The sequence below is a fragment of the Streptomyces sp. NBC_00080 genome (assembly GCF_045041255.1).
GTDB classification, from domain to species: domain Bacteria; phylum Actinomycetota; class Actinomycetes; order Streptomycetales; family Streptomycetaceae; genus Streptomyces; species Streptomyces coriariae.
Genome location: NZ_CP108235.1, coordinates 3,678,240 through 3,698,361 on the forward strand (window position 1 = coordinate 3,678,240; position 20,122 = coordinate 3,698,361).

18 protein-coding genes are annotated in these 20,122 nt (G+C 71.1%); 6 read left to right on the forward strand and 12 right to left on the reverse strand.

The features are described from left to right. Positions 1-178: 178 nt before the first annotated feature. Entirely contained in the window at positions 179-1,471 is a 1,293-nt protein-coding gene (locus OHU34_RS16195; protein ID WP_142265879.1) for an amidohydrolase, read from the reverse strand. 303 nt (positions 1,472-1,774) lie between these two features. On the opposite strand from OHU34_RS16195, the gene OHU34_RS16200 reads away from it, so the two are divergent. Further along, entirely contained in the window at positions 1,775-2,026 is a 252-nt protein-coding gene (locus OHU34_RS16200) for a hypothetical protein (RefSeq protein WP_142265878.1), read from the forward strand. 21 nt (positions 2,027-2,047) lie between these two features. Here OHU34_RS16200 and OHU34_RS16205 read toward each other — a convergent pair whose 3' ends face one another. From OHU34_RS16205 to OHU34_RS16220, 4 genes are read right to left on the reverse strand one after another with little or no spacing between them, the layout of a single operon-like run. Next, the gene (locus OHU34_RS16205) at positions 2,048-3,139 is read right to left on the reverse strand and encodes a hypothetical protein (protein ID WP_142265877.1); all 1,092 of its coding nucleotides are present in this window, start codon (positions 3,137-3,139) and stop codon (positions 2,048-2,050) included. Between the two features lie 43 nt (positions 3,140-3,182). Then, complete coding sequence (locus tag OHU34_RS16210) at positions 3,183-4,121, reverse strand: N-acetylneuraminate synthase family protein (RefSeq protein WP_057603054.1); 939 nt, start codon at positions 4,119-4,121, stop codon at positions 3,183-3,185. A 13-nt stretch (positions 4,122-4,134) separates the two neighbouring features. Continuing rightward, on the reverse strand, positions 4,135-5,382 hold the full coding sequence (locus tag OHU34_RS16215; protein WP_142265876.1) for an N-acylneuraminate cytidylyltransferase: 1,248 nt from the start codon (positions 5,380-5,382) through the stop codon (positions 4,135-4,137). A 20-nt stretch (positions 5,383-5,402) separates the two neighbouring features. Next, the gene (locus OHU34_RS16220; RefSeq protein ID WP_142265875.1) at positions 5,403-6,749 is read right to left on the reverse strand and encodes a DUF6716 putative glycosyltransferase; all 1,347 of its coding nucleotides are present in this window, start codon (positions 6,747-6,749) and stop codon (positions 5,403-5,405) included. 192 nt (positions 6,750-6,941) lie between these two features. On the opposite strand from OHU34_RS16220, the gene OHU34_RS16225 reads away from it, so the two are divergent. The 3 genes from OHU34_RS16225 (at position 6,942) to OHU34_RS16235 (ending at position 10,636) form a co-directional block, all read left to right on the forward strand. Continuing rightward, entirely contained in the window at positions 6,942-7,922 is a 981-nt protein-coding gene (locus OHU34_RS16225) for a glycosyltransferase family 2 protein (protein WP_142265874.1), read from the forward strand. Then, positions 7,922-9,274 (forward strand): alpha-2,8-polysialyltransferase family protein, encoded by a 1,353-nt coding sequence (locus tag OHU34_RS16230; protein ID WP_230194823.1) that lies wholly within the window; start codon positions 7,922-7,924, stop codon positions 9,272-9,274. The genes OHU34_RS16225 and OHU34_RS16230 overlap by 1 nt, the downstream gene beginning before the upstream one ends. Positions 9,275-9,487: 213 nt before the next feature. Next, positions 9,488-10,636, forward strand: a complete 1,149-nt coding sequence (locus OHU34_RS16235; RefSeq protein ID WP_405766926.1) for an acyltransferase family protein — start codon at positions 9,488-9,490, stop codon at positions 10,634-10,636. Between the two features lie 107 nt (positions 10,637-10,743). On the opposite strand, the gene OHU34_RS16240 is transcribed toward OHU34_RS16235, so the two are convergent. Next, the gene (locus OHU34_RS16240; protein ID WP_142265872.1) at positions 10,744-12,084 is read right to left on the reverse strand and encodes a polysialyltransferase family glycosyltransferase; all 1,341 of its coding nucleotides are present in this window, start codon (positions 12,082-12,084) and stop codon (positions 10,744-10,746) included. Continuing rightward, positions 12,081-13,064: a glycosyltransferase family 2 protein gene (locus OHU34_RS16245; protein ID WP_142265871.1), complete on the reverse strand. Its 984-nt coding sequence runs from the start codon at positions 13,062-13,064 to the stop codon at positions 12,081-12,083. The genes OHU34_RS16240 and OHU34_RS16245 overlap by 4 nt, the downstream gene beginning before the upstream one ends. Before the next feature lie 206 nt (positions 13,065-13,270). On the opposite strand from OHU34_RS16245, the gene OHU34_RS16250 reads away from it, so the two are divergent. After that, positions 13,271-15,007 carry a hypothetical protein gene (locus OHU34_RS16250; RefSeq protein WP_405766930.1) on the forward strand — a complete coding sequence of 579 codons (1,737 nt, stop codon included), beginning with the start codon at positions 13,271-13,273 and terminating at the stop codon, positions 15,005-15,007. Positions 15,008-15,083: 76 nt separating this feature from the next. Here OHU34_RS16250 and OHU34_RS16255 read toward each other — a convergent pair whose 3' ends face one another. From OHU34_RS16255 to OHU34_RS16270, 4 genes are all read right to left on the reverse strand, one after another. After that, the gene (locus OHU34_RS16255; RefSeq protein WP_142265868.1) at positions 15,084-16,352 is read right to left on the reverse strand and encodes an NAD(P)/FAD-dependent oxidoreductase; all 1,269 of its coding nucleotides are present in this window, start codon (positions 16,350-16,352) and stop codon (positions 15,084-15,086) included. Continuing rightward, positions 16,349-16,843, reverse strand: a complete 495-nt coding sequence (locus tag OHU34_RS16260) for a GtrA family protein (protein WP_405766932.1) — start codon at positions 16,841-16,843, stop codon at positions 16,349-16,351. Before OHU34_RS16260 ends, OHU34_RS16255 begins: the two co-directional genes overlap by 4 nt. Continuing rightward, positions 16,833-17,858, reverse strand: a complete 1,026-nt coding sequence (locus OHU34_RS16265; RefSeq protein ID WP_200839781.1) for a glycosyltransferase family 2 protein — start codon at positions 17,856-17,858, stop codon at positions 16,833-16,835. The genes OHU34_RS16260 and OHU34_RS16265 overlap by 11 nt, the downstream gene beginning before the upstream one ends. Before the next feature lie 109 nt (positions 17,859-17,967). Further along, a complete protein-coding gene (locus OHU34_RS16270) occupies positions 17,968-18,102 on the reverse strand; it encodes a TetR/AcrR family transcriptional regulator C-terminal domain-containing protein (RefSeq protein WP_230194827.1) in 135 nt (44 codons plus the stop codon). 29 nt (positions 18,103-18,131) lie between these two features. Here OHU34_RS16270 and OHU34_RS16275 point away from each other — a divergent pair, with 29 nt between their 5' ends. Further along, entirely contained in the window at positions 18,132-19,469 is a 1,338-nt protein-coding gene (locus OHU34_RS16275) for an FAD-dependent monooxygenase (RefSeq protein ID WP_405772271.1), read from the forward strand. On the opposite strand, the gene OHU34_RS16280 is transcribed toward OHU34_RS16275, so the two are convergent. Then, positions 19,466-20,047 (reverse strand): Uma2 family endonuclease, encoded by a 582-nt coding sequence (locus tag OHU34_RS16280; protein ID WP_200839941.1) that lies wholly within the window; start codon positions 20,045-20,047, stop codon positions 19,466-19,468. The genes OHU34_RS16275 and OHU34_RS16280 overlap by 4 nt on opposite strands. Positions 20,048-20,122: the final 75 nt, after the last annotated feature.

Below are 20,122 nucleotides of genomic sequence, written 5' to 3' on the forward strand. Positions count from 1 at the left end.
TAACGCGCGTAGAAGCGGAGGGGAACGGGGTTTCTCCGGGCCGTTATCGATTCGTGCCGACGCGGGGTTACAAGCGCGTCCCCGGGGTTACGGGTGGGTGACACAAGGGGACGAAGGGGCGCCTTTCCGGCACCCCTTCGCCCGGGTTCCCCCGCCGGCTTGCCTCGCCGGAGTTGCCTCAGTGAGCGCGGGTCGCCGCGTCCAGCAGCGCGGCCGCCGTGAAGAGCTCGACGCCGACGGTGATCGCCGACTCGTCCGCGTCGAAGTCGCCCTGGTGCAGATCGCGCACCGTGCGCTCGCCGGGCGGGCGGACCCCGAGCCGGGCCATCGCGCCGGGCACCCGCTCGAGGTACCAGGAGAAGTCCTCGCCGCCGAGGCTCTGTTCGGTGCTCTCCACGGCCGTCTCACCGCGCCGGGCGACCATGGCGTCCCGCAGCAGCCCGGCGACGTCGCCGTCGTTGACGACGGGCGGGACACCCCGCACGTAGTTGATCTCCGACTTGGCCCGGTGCAGGTTGGCGACCTCGTCGATCGCCGCGACGACGATGTCCGGGGCCTGCCGCCATGCCTCGATGTCCAGGCAGCGGACGGTCCCGGAGAGCTCGGCGTGCTGCGGGATCACGTTCGGCGCGTGGCCGCTCTCGATCCGGCCCCAGGTGACGGCCAGCCCGGCCCGGGTGTCGACGCGACGCCCGACCAGCGCGGGCACGTCGGTGACGACCCGGGCGACGGCGGTCACGAGGTCCGTGGTCAGGTGCGGGCGGGCGGTGTGGCCGCCGGGCCCGTCCAGCGAGATCTCCAGCCGGTCGCAGGCGGAGGTGATGGCACCCTCGCGCAGCCCGACCTTGCCCGCGTCGACCCGCGGGTCGCAGTGCACGGCGATGATCCGTCCGACCCCGTCCAGCGCCCCGCCCTCGATGGCGTCGGCGGCACCGCCGGGCAGCACCTCCTCGGCGGGCTGGAAGATCAACCGCACGGGTCGCGGGAGCCGGCCCTGCCGGTGCAGCTCGGCGAGGACGAGTCCGGCGCCGAGGACGACGGTGGTGTGCACGTCGTGCCCGCAGGCGTGCGCGCGGTCCGGCACCGTCGAGCGGTACGCGCACTCGGTCTTCGTGTCCGGGATGGGCAGCGCGTCGATGTCGGCGCGCATCGCGAGGACGGGCACCCCGTCGGCCCCGGCGCCCGCGACACCCCCTCCGCCCACGGTCCCGATGTCACAGATGAGGCCGGTCCCTACGGCGAGTACGCGCGGCTTGAGGCCCGCCTTCTCGAGGCGGGCCTTGATCGCGGCCGTCGTACGGAACTCCTGGTTGCCGAGCTCGGGGTGCATGTGCATGTCGCGGCGGAAGGCCACGAGCTCTGCGCGCAGCGCCTCCGGCAAGGTGCCGGGAAGGGCGCCGGGCAGCGCACCCGGAAGTGCGCCGGGGAGCACGTCTTCCCCTGACGGATCGGCCTCGGACTCTCGGGACATCAGTTGCTTCACCCTCTGAAGGGTAGGACGCCGGGGCGGTCAACTGACCCGATCAACAAAAGTTCAACCCGTTAGGCGAAGAAAAGTTGGCCGCGCGGCGCATGGCTGCTGTGGTGGATGGGTAAACTCGCCGGCTTCTCGGTCGGCACCCACACTTCTTCCTTCCTTTCACGGATACCACGGACGGCTCGAGGCACGCTGGGTTTGTCCACGTACCGGGACCGATCCCGAAATCATCACCTCCGTGCAGCGATTGCGCCACGCTGGGCGACGACCCGGGGCCGGCCGGGCACGGTGGCCCTCATGGAGACGATGACGTGCGGGTGCGGCGAGGATCAGATCCCCGGGGTCCTGGCGAGGGGCGTGGCGGCGCTGGCGCTGACCGGGCTGACCGTGATGGCCGTCACGGCGTGTCTGCTCGCAGGGGGGCTGTGGGCGGTCACCCGGTGGCGCGACAGGGCGAGCGCCGAGCGCGAGGAAAGCTTCTTCGACGGGTTCGGCCGTTGGGAGGAGGAACGGGCGGAGCCGCCGCTCCCACGGGGCGGCGGCTCGTAGACACCCTGGTCCCGGCCCTCGTCAGAGCACGCTCACCGCTGCCAGCCGGTGGACGTCCTTGGCCGTGCCCGTCACTCCGGACAGGAACCCCTGGGCTCTGGGCGAGGCGTGGTCCGTCAGCCAGGCCGGGTCGATGTCGCAGACCGCGACCCGGACGTCCGTGCCGGACAGGGCCAGCGGCAGCGTGTGGACGACCGTGGAGGGGAAGCTGAGGACGGTCCGGCCGATGGGGCCGCGGCGGGCGATCAGTTCCAGCGGGAGCTCCGGGCGGACCACCTCCAGACCCGTCTCGACGGCCAGCCGGTGGAGCTTCTCCGTGCTCTCCCGGCGGTGGGCGAAGTAGCGGGTCGCGCCGTGGGCCCTGGCCAGCGTCCGGACCGCCTCCACATAGCGGTCGGCGTCCACCACGCCGGTCTCCACCAGCGAGGTGCCGACCATGTCCGCGCTCTTCGTCACCCGCGGCGGGCCGAAGCGGTCGCGGGTCCAGGCGAAGACGTTGGACGTGATCGTGACGCCGTCGGGGGAGTCCGTTATGGGCATGGAGGAGAAGACCTCGACGCCGCGCTCCGGGCCGGGGGTCAGCCGGCGGCGGGCCGCGGCGGACACCGGGGCGAAGAGCACGTCGCGGGGGCCCGTGCGGCCGCCCTTGCGGTGCCAGCGGACGAGGCGTTCGCCGCGGGCCAGCTGGCCCACGAACTCCATCGTCGCCGTCCCGTCGTCCACCACGACCAGCTCGCTCGCCCTGGTGATGGTCAGCAGCAGCTGGACGTAGCGGGAGAACGGGTCGCCCATCACCATCCGTTCCGCGCGCCGCAGCAGTGGGGTGAGGCCGCCGATGGTGCGGAAGGGTGCCGTGGTGCCGCCGCGGGCCTCCTCCCAGCGGACCGTGTGCCCTTCCCTGCGGGCCAGCTCGGCCATGCGGCGCAGCTGGCCGCGGGTCATCGGGTCGGTCGGGGACAGGACGACGAGGGTCAGCCCCGCGCCGGGCTCCTCGCACGGACGCAGTTCCCGGGCGTGCGCCCACTCCAGGACGTTCAGGAGCTGCACCGGACTCTCGACGAAGGCGAGGGTGTGGGGGGTGTGGCCGGTGTTCTTCCCGGCGCGAGGACTCATCGTCGGACGACCATCCCGTAAGGCACTCGGAGGGATATTCAGGTCACACCGCGACCGGTTCGCCCGCCGCCGCCGCGATCTCCGCCTCCGCGACGACGCCCGAGACGCGGCGCAGCTTCTTCATGGGGCCGAGCTCCGAGTCGTAGACCTTCTTGACGCCGTCGCCGAGGGAGGCCTCGATGGTGCGGATGTCACGGACGAGGCGGGTGAGGCCGCCCGGCTCGACGGAGGCGGCCTGGTCGGAGCCCCACATCGCGCGGTCGAGGGTGATGTGGCGCTCGACGAAGGCGGCCCCGAGCGCGACCGCGGCGAGGGTGGTCTGGAGGCCGGTCTCGTGGCCGGAGTAGCCGATCGGGACGTTCGGGTACTCCTTCTCCAGCGTGTTGATCACGCGGAGGTTGAGCTCCTCGGCCTTCGCCGGGTAGGTCGAGGTGGCGTGGCACATGAGGATGTTGTCGCTGCCGAGGACCTCGACCGCGTGGCGGATCTGGCGCGGCGTCGACATGCCGGTGGAGAGGATGACGGCGCGGTTGGTGGAGCGCAGGGCGCGCAGCAGCTCGTCGTCCGTCAGCGAGGCGGACGCCACCTTGTGCGCGGGGACGTCGAACTTCTCCAGGAAGGCGACCGCCTCGGTGTCCCACGGCGACGCGAACCAGGCGATGCCCTTCTCCTTGCAGTACTCGTCGATCTGCCGGTACTCGTCCTCGCCGAACTCGACGCGGTGGCGGTAGTCGATGTAGGTCATCCGGCCCCAGGGGGTGTCGCGCTCGATGTCCCACTGGTCGCGCGGGGTGCAGATCTCGGGCGTGCGCTTCTGGAACTTCACGGCGTCGCAGCCGGCTTCGGCGGCCGCGTCGATCAGCTTGAACGCGTTCTCGAGCTCGCCGTTGTGGTTGATGCCGATCTCGCCGCAGATGTAGACGGGCCTGCCGGGACCGACCTCGCGGGAACCGAAGGCGCGCAGACGGGAGTTGGTGCTCATGGCGCAGATGTCCTTACTTGGTGAGGGGGTCGAGAGAGGGTCCGAGGATCCAGCCGGCGATCTCCCGGATCGCGCCGTCGCCACCGGGGAGGGTGGTGACCGCGCGGGCGGCGCCGCGGACGACGTCGTGGGCGCTCGCGACCGCCACCGGCCAGCCCACGAGGGCGAAGCAGGGGAGGTCGTTGACGTCGTTGCCGACGTAGAGCACGCGCTCCGGCGCGATGCCCTGTTCCTCGCACCACTGCTTGAGCGCGAGGTCCTTGCGGTCGATGCCGTGCAGGACCGGGAGTTTCAGCTTCCGGGCCCGGGCGGCGACCACCGGGTTCTGTTCGGTCGACAGGATCAGCATCCGCAGGCCCGACCTGCGCAGGGCGGCGATGCCGAGGCCGTCGCCGCGGTGCACGGAGACGAACTCCCGTCCGTCGGAGTCGATCAGCACCCGGTCGTCGGTCTGGGTGCCGTCGAAGTCGAGGACGACCGCGTCGATGTCGGAGGCCGTGGGGAGGGAGCCGGGCCGGTTCGTGTCGAAGAGGGGCGCCAGCGCACGGGCCCGGTTCAGGTCGTGCGGGTCGTCGATCTCCAGGACCCGGGCGGGGTCGGTGCGGACGAGTTCCGTGCGGCCGAAGAAGCGGTGGCCGTGCGCGCGGAAGCCGTCGGTCTCCATGGCGTAGGCGGCGCCGGTCTCCAGGAGGTCCTGGGGCCGGTCCTGACGGCGGGGGCGGAAGGCCTTGTCGTGGTTGACGCCGAAGCCGCCGGCCCGGCCGGGGTCCCCGTCGGCGTCCGCGCCCTGCGCGGCGTCCCCGTCGCGCCAGACGAAGCCGTGGAACGGGGCGACCGTCACCGCGGTGTCGGCGCCCTGCTCGACGACGGCCGCGGCGACGCCGTCGATGTCGTCGCGGACGAGGAAGGGGCTGGTGCACTGCACGAGCAGGACGGCGTCGACCGGGGAGCCGTGCAGTGCCTCGTGGGCGTCCAGGGCGTGCAGGACGGCCGCCTCGGAGGTCGCGGTGTCGCCGGCGATGGCGGCGGGCCGCAGCACGACCTCCGCGCCCGCCTCGCGTGCCGCCGCCGCGATGGCGTGGTCGTCGGTGGAGACGACGACGTCCGTCACGAGGCGGGTCGCCCGGCATTCGCGGACCGCGCGGGTGACCAGCGGTACCCCGCCCACGGGTGCGAGGTTCTTCGCGGGCACGCCCTTGGAGCCGCCGCGCGCGGGGATCACCGCGAGCACACGGCGCACCCCGGCTGCTGAGTCGGACATGGGTTTCTCTCCTTGACGGGTCACAGCTCCCCCATCCGCCGGATGACCGGGGCCACCCGCTGCACGCCGTGCCGGTAGGCGCCGCGCGCCGCCCGGCGCACGATCTGCCGGACCGGGCCCGGCTCCCGGTCGGCGGCGGGCGCGCCGGGCAGCGGGCTGCCGTCGGGGCCGAGGTGGTGGCGGGCGAGGATGCCGGGCAGATAGCCGGGCGCGGTGGCGGGCGTGTAGTAGGGGGTGAGGGGCGGAAGGCCTCCGGGACCGCTGAGCGCTTTGCCGATCCGCTCACGCGCGGCGTCGAAGGCCGTCGCGTACGAGCCGTCCGCCGCGACGCCCTGCCGGGCCACCCACTCCTCGTCGGGGGCGGGCCGGTGCCCGGCGTCGAGCTGGTCCCAGGAGGCGAGGCAGCCGGAGCCGACGAAGTGGTGGTTGCCGAGCGCCTCGCGCACCCCGAGGTCGGTGAGGACGACCGTGGGGACCCGGCGGTGCAGGGACTCCAGGGCGGCCGTCGAACTGACCGTGACCATGAGGTCGGTGCGGTCGAGGACTTCGCCCATGTTCCCGTACACCAGACGGAAGTTGGGCGGTGGATCGAGCTTCTGCACCAGCTTCTGGTAGGGCAGCTCCTCGATGTGGGTGGTGTGCTCGCCCGGCTTGGAGCGGAGCTTCAGCAGCACCTCCCGCTCCGGGTGGAGCCGCGCGTGCCGCACCAGCCGGTCGAGCAGGTACGTACGGTCCCTGCGGTTCTCCGGCACGGAGGGCTGGGCGGCGAAGACGACGGTGTAGGGGTCGTTCTCACCGGTGTACGGGGCACCGCCCAGGAACGGCAGGGCCACTTCGGTCACCGAGGAGGCGTCGGCGCCCACGCCCTCGTACACGGCACGGAAACGCTCGGCGTCCTGGCGGGAGTTGGCGAGGACGAGGTCGGCACCGTGCCGCAGCAGCAGGCCGTCGGCGAGTTTCTCGTAGACGACGCCGACATAGCCGGTGACGACGACGGGACGCTCGGTCCGTCCCTCCCAGATCCGCTTCAGGCCGTGCAGGATCGCCTGGACGCCGCCGCCGACCAGGGCGAGGACGAGGACGTCGTACGAGGTCCGTGTCATGGCGCGCAGGAACTCGAGCGCGGTGACCTCGCTCAGCGAGTCGGCGTGCACGCCGACCTCGGCCAGCTGGCGGGGGGTCGGGGTGGCCCGGCCGCGCAGCAGGAATCCGTCCAGGACGGGGGCGACTTGCGCCCCGCTCCCGGATCCGGCTTCCATGGAGGGCGCGATCCGCGTCGCGGTCAGCGCACCCCATTTCCATCGGGTGTCGGAGTCCGCGAGGACGGCAATCCGTGGGGGGTTGGCAGTACTTGCTGGCACGGCCATGACGCTAGAAAGCAAAAGCCAGGCTTGGCCCAATCACCCCTCAACAAAAAGTTAACAGCGGACCACCGAACGCCGAACTGGCCCGCCTATCAAGCGAAAGCGCAGGGGGTGCACCATTCCGACACATCGAGTTCACCCCCCGTATCCACACCGGAAAGTTTTGCCGCCGGGTGCCCTTCTAGGGTTTCGCAGGTGCCCAAGCTTTCCGTGATCGTGCCGTTCTACAACGTTCAGCAATACGCGCCCGACACCCTGACGAGCCTGCGTTCGAACGCACGCGAGGACTTCGAGTTCATCCTGGTCGACGACTGCTCGACCGACGCGACCTCGGAGATCCTCACGCGTGCGGAGCGGGAACTGCCGGGCGCGGTGTTGGTCAGACACGAAAAGAACGGAGGGCTGGCGACCGCGAGAAACACCGGCATCGACAAGGCGCGCGGCGATTATCTGACTTTCCTGGACGGCGACGACTGGCTCGCGCCCGGATACTTTCCCCGGCTCCTCGCCTCCATCGAGCAGCTGGATTGCGACTTCGTCCGCACCGACCACGTGCAGTGCACGGCGCGGGCCCGGAGCATTCACCGCGTGCCGCACGGCCGGCGCGGGACGGTGATGAACCCGCGGGAGGCGATCCTGCCCGCCGACCGGTCCACTTCGGTGGACTACGCCTACGCCTGGGCCGGCATCTACCACCGCCGCCTCGTCGACCGCGGGCTGCTGCACTTCACCGACGGGCTGCGGACGGCCGAGGACCGGCCCTGGATCTGGAGGCTCCACCGGGAGGCCGACACCTTCGCCGTGGTGGGGCTGCTGGGCGTCTACTACCGGCGCGGGGTGGCCTCCTCCCTCACCCAGATCGGCGATGTACGGCAACTGGACTTCATCCGCGCCTTCGACCAGGTGATCGAGGAGACGGCGCGGGACGCCGAGGGCGGGAAGCTGCTGCCCAAGGCGGTGCGCACCTATTGCGCGATCATGACGCATCACCTCGGCTCGATCGAAAGGTTCGAACCCGCCGTGGCACGGAAACTGCGCTCCCTGTGCGCCGCCGCCCTGAAGCGAATGCCGCAGGACGTGCTCGCGGAGGTCATGGACTCGATGGACGTACAGCGGGCGAGTGCGCTGCGGCGGGTACGGCGCAGGCCGGTGGCGGCACGGACGGTGGCCGTCTGATGCCTCGCACGACCCGGATCTTCTGCGTCTCGACCCTGTACGGCGCCGCGACCCTGGCCGCGGCCCTCGACGCCGGGCTCTTCGGACCGACCGACCGCCGGCTGCTGCTCGTCACCAACAACGCGGTCAATCCGGAGATCACGCCGTCCGTGGACGCCATGCCGGGCTTCGCCCGGATCCGTGAGCGCTTCGACGAGGTGCTGTCCTGGAACGAGACCATCGCCCCCTTCCACCCCGGCGGCTGGGGCCCCCGCGGGGACGACATCCCGCTGTGGGAGCGGTACGTACGGCTGCTGTGGGACCTCGGTGACGACGAGGTACACCTGGCCGTGGAGTCCATCCAGGTGAACCCGGCGCTGGCGCTGTGCCAGATGTTCACCGGCGCGCCCGTCGACGCCTACGCCGACGGCCTGATGAGCTACGGCCCCACCCGCGACAAGATCGACCCGCTGGTCGGCACCCGGGTCGACCGGCTGCTGCACCTCGATCTGGTGCCGGGCCTCACCCCCCTGCTGCTCACCGAGTTCGGCGTGCCGCCGGTGCTGGTGCCGTCCGAGGCGTTCCTGAAGGTGCTGGGCGAACTCGCCGAGGACGAGACCGAGGTGCCCGCCCCCGAGGAGCAGCCGGCGCTGCTCCTGGGGCAGTACCTCTCGGCGCTCGGCATCCTCGGCGACGCCGAGGAGGAGGAGCTGCATCTGGGCATGGTGCGCGGCGCCGTGGCGCTCGGGCACCGCAGGCTCGTCTTCAAACCGCACCCCGTGGCACCCGCCCGCTGGTCCCGGCTGCTGGAGGACGAGGCGGCGAAGCTGGGCGCCGAACTCGCCCTTCTCGACCGGCCCGTCCTCGCGGAGGTGGCCTACCAGCGGCTGCGGCCCGCTCTCGTCGTCGGCTGCTTCTCCACCGCGCTGCTCACCGCCGCCGGTCTGTACGGCCTCCCGGTCGCCCGGGTCGGCACCGGCACCGTGCTGGCCAGGCTCGCGCCGTACCAGAACAGCAACCGGGTGCCGCTCACCATCGTCGACGCGCTGCTGCCGGACCTGGCGGACGGGCCGGCGGTGGAGGCGTGGGCCGTGCCGTCGGCGGAGCGGGTGGCTGAGCTGGCCGCGCTGCTCAAGGCCGTCGGCTTCGCGATGCAGCCCAGGATCTACCCGGGGCTGCAGGCCGAGGCGGAGCGCTACCTCTCCACGCATCTCGACCCGCACACCTGGCGCTACTTCAAGCGCCGGCGCCTGGCGGCGCTGGCCCTCCCCGGTGCCGTCCCGGGCCGGCTCGCCTTCATCCCGCGCAACACGACCGTCCGCCGGCTGGCGCGCCGGGCGCGGGCCCTGAAGCGCGCGACCGGCAAGCGGTAGCGGTCGCGTCTCCGGTGTGCCGGTGACTCCACGACCGGAAACCCGACATACCGGGACAGCTGTTCATCCGATCGTCATTCCTACGCCGTCGGTGAGTCAGCCGTCACTCATCCCGGACTTGTCGCGGATGCATAGCGTTCCGTCGTCGAGCCGACGGCCATGGCCGTCCCTCACGACGGAACACCTCTCATGACTCCCACGGAAGGTCCCAGGATGAGCGCGGCTGACCAGGCGGCGGCACCGGCCCCGACACCGGCACTCCGGCTGAACCTTCCCATCCCCGACCGGACGCCGGTCCGGCCCCGGGCGGAGAGCCGGCTGCGGGCCCTGGACGGGCTGCGCCTGATGGCGGCCCTGATGGTCTGCTTCTACCACTACGCCGGCAAGAACGGCGAGGTCGCGCAGTCCTGGCACCAGTCCCCCGGCCAGAAGTTCCCGACGCTGTCGCAGTTCGCCACCTACGGCAGCCTGGGCGTGCAGTTCTTCTTCCTGATCAGCGGTTTCGTGATCTGTATGAGCAGCTGGGGCCGGAGCACGGGGGACTTCTTCCGCTCCCGGGTCGCCCGGCTGTACCCGGCGTACTGGGCGGCGATCGTCCTGGTCACCGCCGCGGGCCTGATCCTGCCGGTGGTGGCCTCGCCGCTGCGCCCGGACGAGATCCTCACCAACCTCACCATGCTCCAGCAGCCGATGGGCGTGCCCCGGGTGCTGGGCGTGGACTGGACGCTCTGGGTGGAGGTGCGCTTCTACGCCCTGTTCGCGCTGTTCGTGGTCTGGCGGGGTGTCACCTACCGCAGGGTGGTGATCTTCTGCTGCCTGTGGACGCTGGCCGGCGTCTTCGCCCGGGTCGCCGACAACCCCCTGACCGACGAGCTGGTGATGCGTGACCACGCCCCGTACTTCATCGGCGGTCTGGCCTTCTACCTGATCCACCGCTTCGGCAACGACCTGCTGCTGTGGGGCATCGTCGGCTTCAGCTTCCTGCTCGGCCAGCGCTACTCGGTCACGGCCCTGTGGCACCCCGGCCCGCAGGGCCAGTTCCACCGCAGCCCGTACGTCATCCAGCTGATCGTCCTCGTCGCCTTCGTCGCCGTCGCCGCGGTGGCCCTGGGCTGGACGAGCCGGGCGAACTGGCGCTGGCTGACGGTGGCCGGGGCGCTGACGTACCCCTTCTATCTGATCCACGAGCACCTGGGCTGGTTCTTCATCCGGGTGCTGTACCGCGACTTCGGCCTGAACGCGTGGCTGACGCTCGGGACGACCATCCTGTCCATGCTCGGAATCGCCTGGCTCCTGCACCGGTTCGTGGAGAAGCCGGTCGGGCCACGGCTGAAGCGGGCGCTCGCCGTGCGGCGGGCTTGAGCGGTCCGGCGTCCGGCGGTGCCGCGGTACGCCGTAAGCCGTAAGCCGTCCGCGGCACCTTCGTGGCTGGTCGCGCAGTTCCCCGCGTCCCTTTGGGGCGCGGGGTCCTACGCCCGCAGCCGGCGTACCGCGCGACGTACCGCCGGGTGGCGGCGCAGGGCCTCGGCCCGGATCGGGCCGCCGCCGGGCAGGCGCAGGCTGGTCAGGCGGCGGCGCTTGAAGTAGCGCTGGTACGGGGACTGTTCGGCGAGATGCGCGGCGAGCCAGGTGACCGCCTCGGCGCGCAGGCTGTGGTACTTGCGGGACTGCATGCAGTACCCGACGGCCCGGATCAGCGGCGTCAGTCGCTCGGCCGCCCCCGCCAGTTCGAGCGGGGCGCCGAGCTCCGCGTGCTCCGCGTCGGGCAGCGCCACGTCGATGATGGTCAGCGGGACGCGGTTGCTGTTCTCGTACGGGGTGATGCGCTCCAGGAGCAGCTCCGTGCCGACCCGGGCGACGGGAATGCCGTAGAAGGCGGCGGCGGTCATCAGTGCCGTGGAGAAGCAGCCGATGACGAGCTCGGGCTTCAGGAAGGCGAAGACCGTCTCGGCGAGGATCGGTTCGTTCAGCACGGTGAGCCGCACGCCGAGTTCGCCGGCGGCCGCCTCCAGGGCCTCGCTGTAGACGGCGGGCGCGCTCGGGTGCGGCTTGAACAGCACGTCCCGGTGACCCGCGCGGGCGGCGGCACGCAGCATGCGGACGTGCAGCCGCTCCTCCTCGTCCTGGGTGATCAGGTCGATCGCGGAGAGGTACTGGCCGAGGAGCACGGCGGTGGCACGGTGGTCGGCCGGGAGCCGCTCGGCGAGGACGCCGGCGCCGGACTCGCCGATCTGCGCGAGGACGTCGACCATCGCCTCGCCCGGTACGGCCTCGGGCCGGACGCCGTACTCGGACAGGAGCATCGGCCGCAGTCCGGGCACCAGGTCGAGGTGGAGCACGCGGGTGATGCGGCTGCTCATGCCGTGCGGGATGCGGTTGCGGGTCGGGCCGTAGCTCATCAGTCCGTCCGCGTACACGTGGATCGGGCTGTCCGCGAAGATGTCGGCGATCGCGCGGGACGGATTGGCCTGGATGGACTCGCAGGCGATCTCGACCGGTTCCTCGCCCAGGTCCCAGGCGAGGCGTACGGCCTTCTCCCAGAGCCGGGTGTCCTGGGCGCGCGGCGACCAGCCGGCCGGGTGGTGCGGGGAGATGAACTCGTTCCAGGAGTACACCTGGTCGAACTCGGGGCGCAGCTTCTCGAAGCCGGCCATCCGGTCCAGTGGGGTGGAGACCTCGGGCGCGGCGGCGGTGTTGCTGACGACGAGGATGCGGCGGACGCCCTCGCGCGGGCCGAACCGGCCGGCGCGGATCGCGGCGGTGACGGTCGCGGCCGCGTACTGGGTGGCCGAGCAGAATATCTGGATCATGCCGCCACACCCTTCATACCGCCGCGGACCCGGCGCAGCACACGGACACGTTCCTCACCCATCCCCACCACGGCCTCGCTCAGTTCCTCCTCGCTCATCGCGCCCAGCGCCTCGGCGGCCAGCCGCTTCAGCTGCGCGGCGACACCGCGCTCGAACCGGCGCCGGTCGATCAGTTGGTGGGCGATGACGACGCAGAAGTTGCGCAGCGCCTTCCCGCGCAGCCGGTCGGCCTCCGGGTCGTCGGCCAGTTCGGCGAGGACGAGGTCGAAGGAGCGGAAGAAGTCCAGCTGGCGCACGTCGCCGATCTGGGTGAGCGAACTGGCGATGCCCCGGCGGTAGAAGACCCCGTGCAGGCTGGCGACGACGTAGGACTCCGCCCTGCGGTGCAGGTCCCAGATCCACGGCCGGTCCTCGGCGGTGCGCAGCCCGTCGTGGAAGCGGAGCATGCCCCGGTCCAGGAGGCGGCGATGGTAGACGCCGGCCCAGGCGTACGGATAGTCGACCATCGTGGTGTCGTCGACGGGGAGGATCGAGGTGCGCGGGTCGAGCGGGGTGTGGCGGCGGCCCTCGGGCGCCCGGTGAACGGCCCGCTCGATACCGGTGACCTGCACATGGTCCGTGCGGACGAAGTCGACGTCGAACCGCTCGGCGACGTCCACCAGCCGGGCCAGATAGCCGGGCGCGAGCCAGTCGTCGCCGTCGAGGAAGGTGAGGTAGCGGCCTTCCGCGACGTCGATGCCGGTGTTGCGCGCGGTGGCCAGTCCGCCGTTCCGCTCGTGCCGGATCACCCGGCTGTTCCCCAGCCGCTCCGTCAGGGCGAGGAGCGCTTCGTAGGTCCTGTCCTTGGTGGATCTGTCCTCGACGAAGATGAACTCGAAGTCGTCCCGCGCATTGTTGACCAGACTGGTCACCGTCTCGGGTAGATATGACTCGATGTTGTAGCAGGGGACGACGACGGACAGGGTCGGTGTGTTGGCCACGAGTGCGCACCTGGATTCTCAGCGGAAAGTCAAGTGATCCTAAGAAAGCAGGATCAGCTTCCGCATGTCCCGTCGCCGACCCTCAGGTGAATTCGGCGTGACATCCGGATCGGGTCGGGAAATGGCAGATGAAGAACGGGTGAGCCGGCGCCTCCCCTTTTCATCACCCCGTAATTCTCGCGGAATTCGATGCTACGTTCGCGCACGTGACCGACATATCCACCGCACCTCCACCCGCCGAGCGGCGCGGGCGGAGTCCGCACGGACCGGCGTCGCGTCGGCTGCGCCTCGCCTCTCCCGCGGGGTGGACCACCGCCCTCACCACCGCCGCGCTGCTGATCTACACGACCCTCACCGCCGGTGTCTTTCTCGACATCCGCTATGTACTCGCCGCCCTGCGGACGACGGGGGCGAGCGGGCTCTCCCCGTCCGAGATATTCGCCCACCGGCCCTTCTTCTACCGCTGGTTGCTCGACGGTCTGGACTCCGTCACCGGCGGCTCGAACGCGGTGCGCGAGGCCCTCCTGCGGCTCATCGGCATCGCCCTGTGCGCGGCCGCCGGTCTGCTGATGCACCGGACCCTGCGCCGCCGTATGCCCGAGCGGGACGCGCTGCTCGTCTCGGGCCTGATCGCCCTCACGTCGGCTTTCGCGCCCGTCATCGACTACCTGCAGCCGGAGTGGTTCGCCATCGTCTTCGCGACGGTCGGCGTCGCCGCCGCGCTGGGTGTCCGCGGCCGCTGGCAGGCCGCAGCGCTCGGCGCGCTGCCGCTCGGTCTCGCCGTGCTGATGAAGTTCTCCACCGCGGGCACCGCCGCGATGGCGCTCCTCGTGGTCTTCGCCGTGGACCGGGTACGGGGCCTGCTGCTCGCCGCCGCGACCGCCGTCGGCACCGGCCTGCTGTTCGCGGTCAGCGCCTGGTCGGGCTCGCGCGAACTCCAGTGGCTGCGCGACATGCCGCACATCAACGCGCACGCGCTGGGCAAGGACCCGATCGTCGTGTCGGACCTGCTGCTGCGGACCGCCGACTACCTGGGCGACCGGATCGCGCTGACGCCGGTGCTCGCGCTGCTGCCCGGCGCGCTGCTGCTGTTCGCCGCCACCCTTCCGTCGCGCCGGCAGCGCGTCGAGGCCGTGCTCGTCACGCTGCTGCTCCTGGTCGTCGGCCTGGCCGTCGTGGTCTACCAGGGCAACTGGTTCGCCTACCACGGCGAGAGCCTGCCGGTGGTGGCCGCGGCCCTGACCGCTCTCGCGATCGGCCGCTGGTACGGCGCACACGGCCGGCCTCCGCTGTGCCTGACCGTGCTCGCCCTTCTGTACGGGGCACTGGCCCCGCTCCTCGCCCTCGTCCGTGCGGACGTGGACACGGACGTCGTCGCGTGGCTGGCCTCGGCGGCGGCGCTTCTCGCCGGGGCGGTGGATCTGCTGTGGGTACGGGCACCGCGTCCGCGCGCCCTCCGTGTTCCGGTCGCCCTGCCGGTCCTCGCGGTCGTCGTGTGCCTGGCCGCGACCGTGTGGCCGCTGTCCGGGGTCCGCGTGATCGAGGGGCGGATCGTCACGACCAACGCGGAGCTCAAGGAACAGGCGCGGTCGGCGCGAGCGGCGGCCGAGCAGGTGGACGCCCGGCTCCCGGACGGCGCGCCCGTGCTGTATCTGACCTTCGGCCAGCAGGCGTACTACATAGGCCACCCGACCGCCTGCCGGTATCCCTTCCCCACCTTCTTCAACGTGCCCAAGCAGCTCACCGACGTGCCCTCGCTGGAGTCGACCCGGGAGAACGTGCGCTGCGTCACACAGGAGCACCCGGCCGCCTACGCCGTCTACCAGCCCGGCTGGCTGTCGCTCGGCATCATCGACCCGCGGATCGCCGCCGACATCCGCAGGGCGTACGCGTGCCCCAAGCCGGAGGGGCGGCAGCTCGTGGTGTGCACCGCGCGCCGCTGAGGCAGGCACGGCACACAGGACGGGCCCCGGCGGTGAACTCCCCGCCGGGGCCCGTCCTGTGTGCGGCAAGGCCCGGTCAGGCCACTCCCGCGATGCGCGCAGCCTTGTGCCCCAGCTCCACCGAGTAGCTCTGCCCCCGGTCCTGCGGGTAGATCTGCGCCATCGTCGCGAGGGTCACCCCGCTGAGATGGGTCTCGTGGCCGGGGATCAGCGCCTTGTACTCGGGCGTGACCACGGGCTGGGCGAAGGGCGCCCGCGAGAAGTGCCAGTCCAGGATCCAGGAGCGGTCGAACTCCGGGTTCACCCGCTGGAGCCACGGCAGGAACCGCTCCAGCAGCTCGGCCGGCTCGGTGGTGAAGCGCCGATCGTCACGCTCGACGTAGTTGCCCACGTAGAGGATGTGACGGCCCCCGTAGCGCGCCGGGTCGATCATGCGTGTGTGCTCGACGACCGCCAGGAAGGGGAAGTCGGGTTCGTTGATGTTGAGCCAGTAGTACGGGATGGCGCTGCGGTCCAGCTCCAGCACGAAGCAGGTCGCGCCCAGGTACTGGTTGCGCCAGACGGCGTCGTCGGCCGGCGCGTCGGCGGCCTTGGCGAAGGCGGGCTGCGCCGTGGTGACGATCAGATGGTCGAAGGCGTACGAGGCGCCGTCGGCGGTGCGCACGGTGACCTGCCCGTCGCGGCCGTCCTGACGGATCGTCTCCATCCGCTTGCCGAACTCGACCTTGCCGCCGCGCTCGGCGATCCGGTCGGCGAGCGTCGCGTACACCCGCTCGAACCCGCCGTCCATATACCCGAGTTCGAAGGTGCGGCAGTGGACCCGCGCCCACAGCCAGGCCATGGACACCTGGTCGGCGCGGTCGCCGAACTTGCCGCGCAGCAGCGGCTCCCAGACGGCCTCGGTGGCGCGCCGCCCGGCCCACTTGCGCAGCCAGCTCAGGGCGGTGCGGTCGGTGAACCGCTCCCCGTCACGCACGATCTTCAGCCAGGCCGACGACAGACCGAAGCGGACACCGGCGGGCAGGCCGTACAGCGGGGAGGTCAGCATCTCCAGCGGCGTGCTGAAGGGGTGGACGCGCCCGCCCCGGAACACACCGGTGGTGGCCTTGTGGAAGCGCAAGGAGCCGCCCAGGCCCAGCTCCTCGATGAGCTCGATCATCGAGCGGTCGCTGCGGAAGATGTGGTGGTAGTAGCGCTCCAGCGGCACTCCCCCGACGGGAATGGACGCGGCGAGCCCGCCGAGTTCGTCGGCGGCCTCCAGGACGGTGACCGCGTGGCCCTGCTTGACCGCGTCGTACGCGGCGGTGAGGCCGGTCGCTCCCGCGCCGATGACGCCGAGGTTCATGCGAAACTCCACTTTCTGTTGAGCGCGAACTGGAAGACCAGCACCAACGGCAGCGAGCCCGCCTTCACCAGGTTCGGATCGATGCCGAGCCCTCGGGAGAACACCGCGAGCAGGACGAACGTCAGGGCGATACCGGTCAGGCCGACGGCGTAGAAGCGCAGATAGCGCAGCAGCAGACGGTCGCGCTTGCCGAAGGTGAACAGGGCGTTCAGGACGAAGTTGTTGGTGATGCCGAGGCTGGTGGAGAGCACGTTGGCGACCTGCTCGTGCAGGCCGACCACGTTGTAGAGCAGCAGGAACGCGCCCAGGTCGAGGAGGACGCCGCTGCCGCCGACCAGCGCGTAGGTGATCAGCTGCCGGAGGTCGCGGGTGCCGGTGCCCTGCGGGATGCCGGTGCCCTGCGGGATGCCGGTGCCCTGCGGGATGCCGGTGCCGGCCGGGGCGTCGGCGCCGGTACGGGTGCCGGCCCGCACCGTGTCCTCAGTCGCCATGGCCGGTGCCGTCACCGCCGGCCTCCGAGTCGTGCGAGATGACCTGCCGCACGGTGTACAGGGGCCGCCCCTGCACCTCGTTGTACGTCCGTCCGATGTAGCTGCCCAGCACGCCGAGCGACAGCATCTGCACACCGCCCAGGAACAGCACGACGACCATCAGCATCGTCCAGCCGGAGACCGTGATCTCGGGCCGCAGCACCTTCATGCCGAGCGCGTAGCAGATGCCGACGAGGGAGAACGCGAGCACCGCGAAACCCAGTTTGGTGATCATCCGCAGGGGTGCGGTGGAGAAGCCGGTCAGGCCGTCGATGGCGAGACGCGCCATCTTGCGCAGCGGGTACTTGGTCTCGCCGGCGAACCGCTCGTCGCGGTCGAAGTGCACCTCGCTCTGCCGGAAGCCCATCGAGGCGACCATGCCGCGCACGAACCGGCTGCGCTCCCGGAAGCGTCGAAGCTCTTCGGCGGCGCGTCGGTCCATCAGCCGGAAGTCGCCGGTGTCCAGCGGGATGTCCACCTCGGTGGAGGACCGCAGCAGACGGTAGTAGGCGTGCGCGGTGGCCCGCTTGAAGAGCGTGTCCTGACGGCTGCGCCGACGGGCGTGCACGATCTCCGCGCCGTCCCGCCAGGCGTCGATCAGCCGGAGGCTGACCTTCGGTGGATCCTGGAGGTCGGTGTCCATGACGATCACGGCGTCGCCGCGCGCCTCGTCGATACCGGCCGTGATGGCCATCTGGTGGCCGAAGTTGCGTGCGAGGTCGACGACCCGGACGCGCCGGTCGTTCTTCGCGATGTCTTCCAGGATGAGCGACGTGCCGTCGGCGGAGCCGTCGTCGACGTACACCAACTCGAAGGTGTACTCGGGGCGTTCGCGCAGTGCCGCCACGAGTTCCTCGTGGAAGTGGCGGATCCCGTCCTGTTCGTTGAAGACGGGCAGTACATAAGAGACGAGCGCGGCGCCACCCCGCTGACGGGGCACGCGGGACTCCTGCACCCGGCTGGATATGTCAGGCATTCGGCGAAACTAGGTGCGCGATGTGAACGTGATGAGAACGTGCGATGAGTGCCGCAATGCGGTGAATCGACGGACGGCTCCGGCTCGCGCCACGGCCGGCCGGCGATGGCTACCGGGCCTGCCGCACCCCGTACCGCGCGGCGATTCCGGCCACGATGATCTCCAGCCCCTCCCCGAACTGCCGGTCGAAATCCTCGAACATCTCCGCGCCCGCCTTCGCCGACACTCTCGTGGTCGGCGGCACTTAACGGCGTTAAGGGGAATTGCATGGATATGAAAGTGGACGTCCTGATCGTCGGCGCGGGTCTCACCGGCCTCGCCCTCGGCATCGACCTGGCCCGGCGTGGCGTGCACGCGCTGGTGGTGGAACGCGGCGAGACCCTCTCCCCCGGCTCCCGCGGCAAGGGCCTCCAGCCGCGCACCATGGAGGTCTACGAGGATCTCGGCGTCCTCGACGAGATCCTCGCCGCCGGTGGCGTGTACCCGGTGGGCATGGTCTGGGCGGGCGGCGAGCAGGTCGGCGAGCACGCGATGTTCGACCCGGCGGAGGACGGCGAGGAGGACTGCCGCTTCACCGTCCCCTGGATGGTCCCGCAGTGGCGCAACCAGGAGATCCTGCTGGCACGGCTGACGGAACTCGACGGGACCGTGGCCTTCGGCCGTGAGGTGGTACGGGTCGAGCAGGACACCGAGGGCGTGACGGCGCACTTCGCCTCCGGCGAGCCGGTCCGCGCCCGGTACGCCGTCGCGGCGGACGGCGGCCGCTCGGCGGTGCGCCGCGCGCTCGGCATCGAGATGAGGGGCGAGACGCTCGACCCGGGGGCGGCCCTGGTGGCGGACGTGCGGATCCCCGACCTGGACCGGACATGGTGGCATCTGTTCCCGCCGAGCGGGCCGGACTCGGACTTCCTGGCGCTGTGCCCGCTGGCCGGGACGGACCAGTTCCAGCTGGTGGCTCGGTTCCCCGGCGGGACGGATCCGGATCTCTCCCTGGAGGGCGTCCGCAAGCTGGTCTCGGAGTGCACCCACCTCGCCCCCGGGGCGGTGACGGAACTCTGCTGGGCGTCCGACTTCCACCCGCGCGCCGCCCTGGCCGACCGCTTCCGCGAGGGACGGATCTTCCTGGCGGGCGACGCGGCCCACGTCCACTCCCCGGCCGGCGGCCAGGGCCTGAACATCGGCGTGCAGGACGCCTACAACCTGGGCTGGAAACTCGGTGCGGTGCTGGGCGGGCGGGCTCCGGAAGCCCTGCTGGACACCTACGAGGAGGAGCGCCGCCCCGTCGCCGAGCACGTGCTGGGCCTCTCCACCGCGATCCACCGCGAGGAGGCGAGGCGGGGTGCGTCGACCCGGCAACTGGGCCTGCACTACCGGCACTCGTCACTGAGCGAGGAGACCCGTAAGAACCCCGGTCCGCTGTCCGCCGGTGACCGCGTCCCGGACCTGACGGTCGACGGCGTCCGTCTCTTCGACCGGCTCAGGGGCCCGGACTGGACCCTGGTGACCCTGACGGACGGCGTGTTCCTGGTCCGCCCGGACGGCTACGTGGGCTGGGCGGGCGCCGCGGAGGACGGCCTCGCGTCCTACCGCGCACGGGTCGGCCTCGGCTAGTCGTCGCCGTCGAGGAGGGTGTCGACGGAGAGCTCGAGAGCGACACCGACGGACTCGGGAACGGGGACGGCCTGGCCTCGCCGGTAGCGGAGGGGGTCGGGGTACTTGCCGTCGGCCGGGGCGGTGTAGAGGAGGATTTCGTCGTGTTCGCGATCGACCACCACGTAGACGGGGATACCGGCCTCGGCGTAGACCTCCGGCTTGCTGAGCGTGTCGTCGGACCAGTTGGAGGAGGTCACCTCCAGCACCATACGGAAGACGTGTGGGGCATAGCGGTTCTTCCGTACGAGCGCGTCACCGATGTCAGACTCGACGATCGACAAGTCCGGAATCGCATAATCCGCCGGCCCGGACGGCAACCACAGGCCGATACCCGGGCGCACCTTGAGACCGGCCTCCTTGGCCCCGGCCCGCCGGAACTCGTAGCCAACCTCGAACACCGTTCCCTGATGCGGCTCATCCGGCGGCGGTGACACGATGATGCTCCCTCGAATGATCTCCACGCGGTGTCCGGGCAGCCAGGTGGAGATACGGTCGGCGGCCTCAGCCATCGTCATCTCGCGCTCTATCACAGCCACGGCAACCTCCTTTCGGGAGCACTCTTCACGAGAGTAGCCGCGAGCGGGCATTTTCCGCCCCCGATCACCCATTCA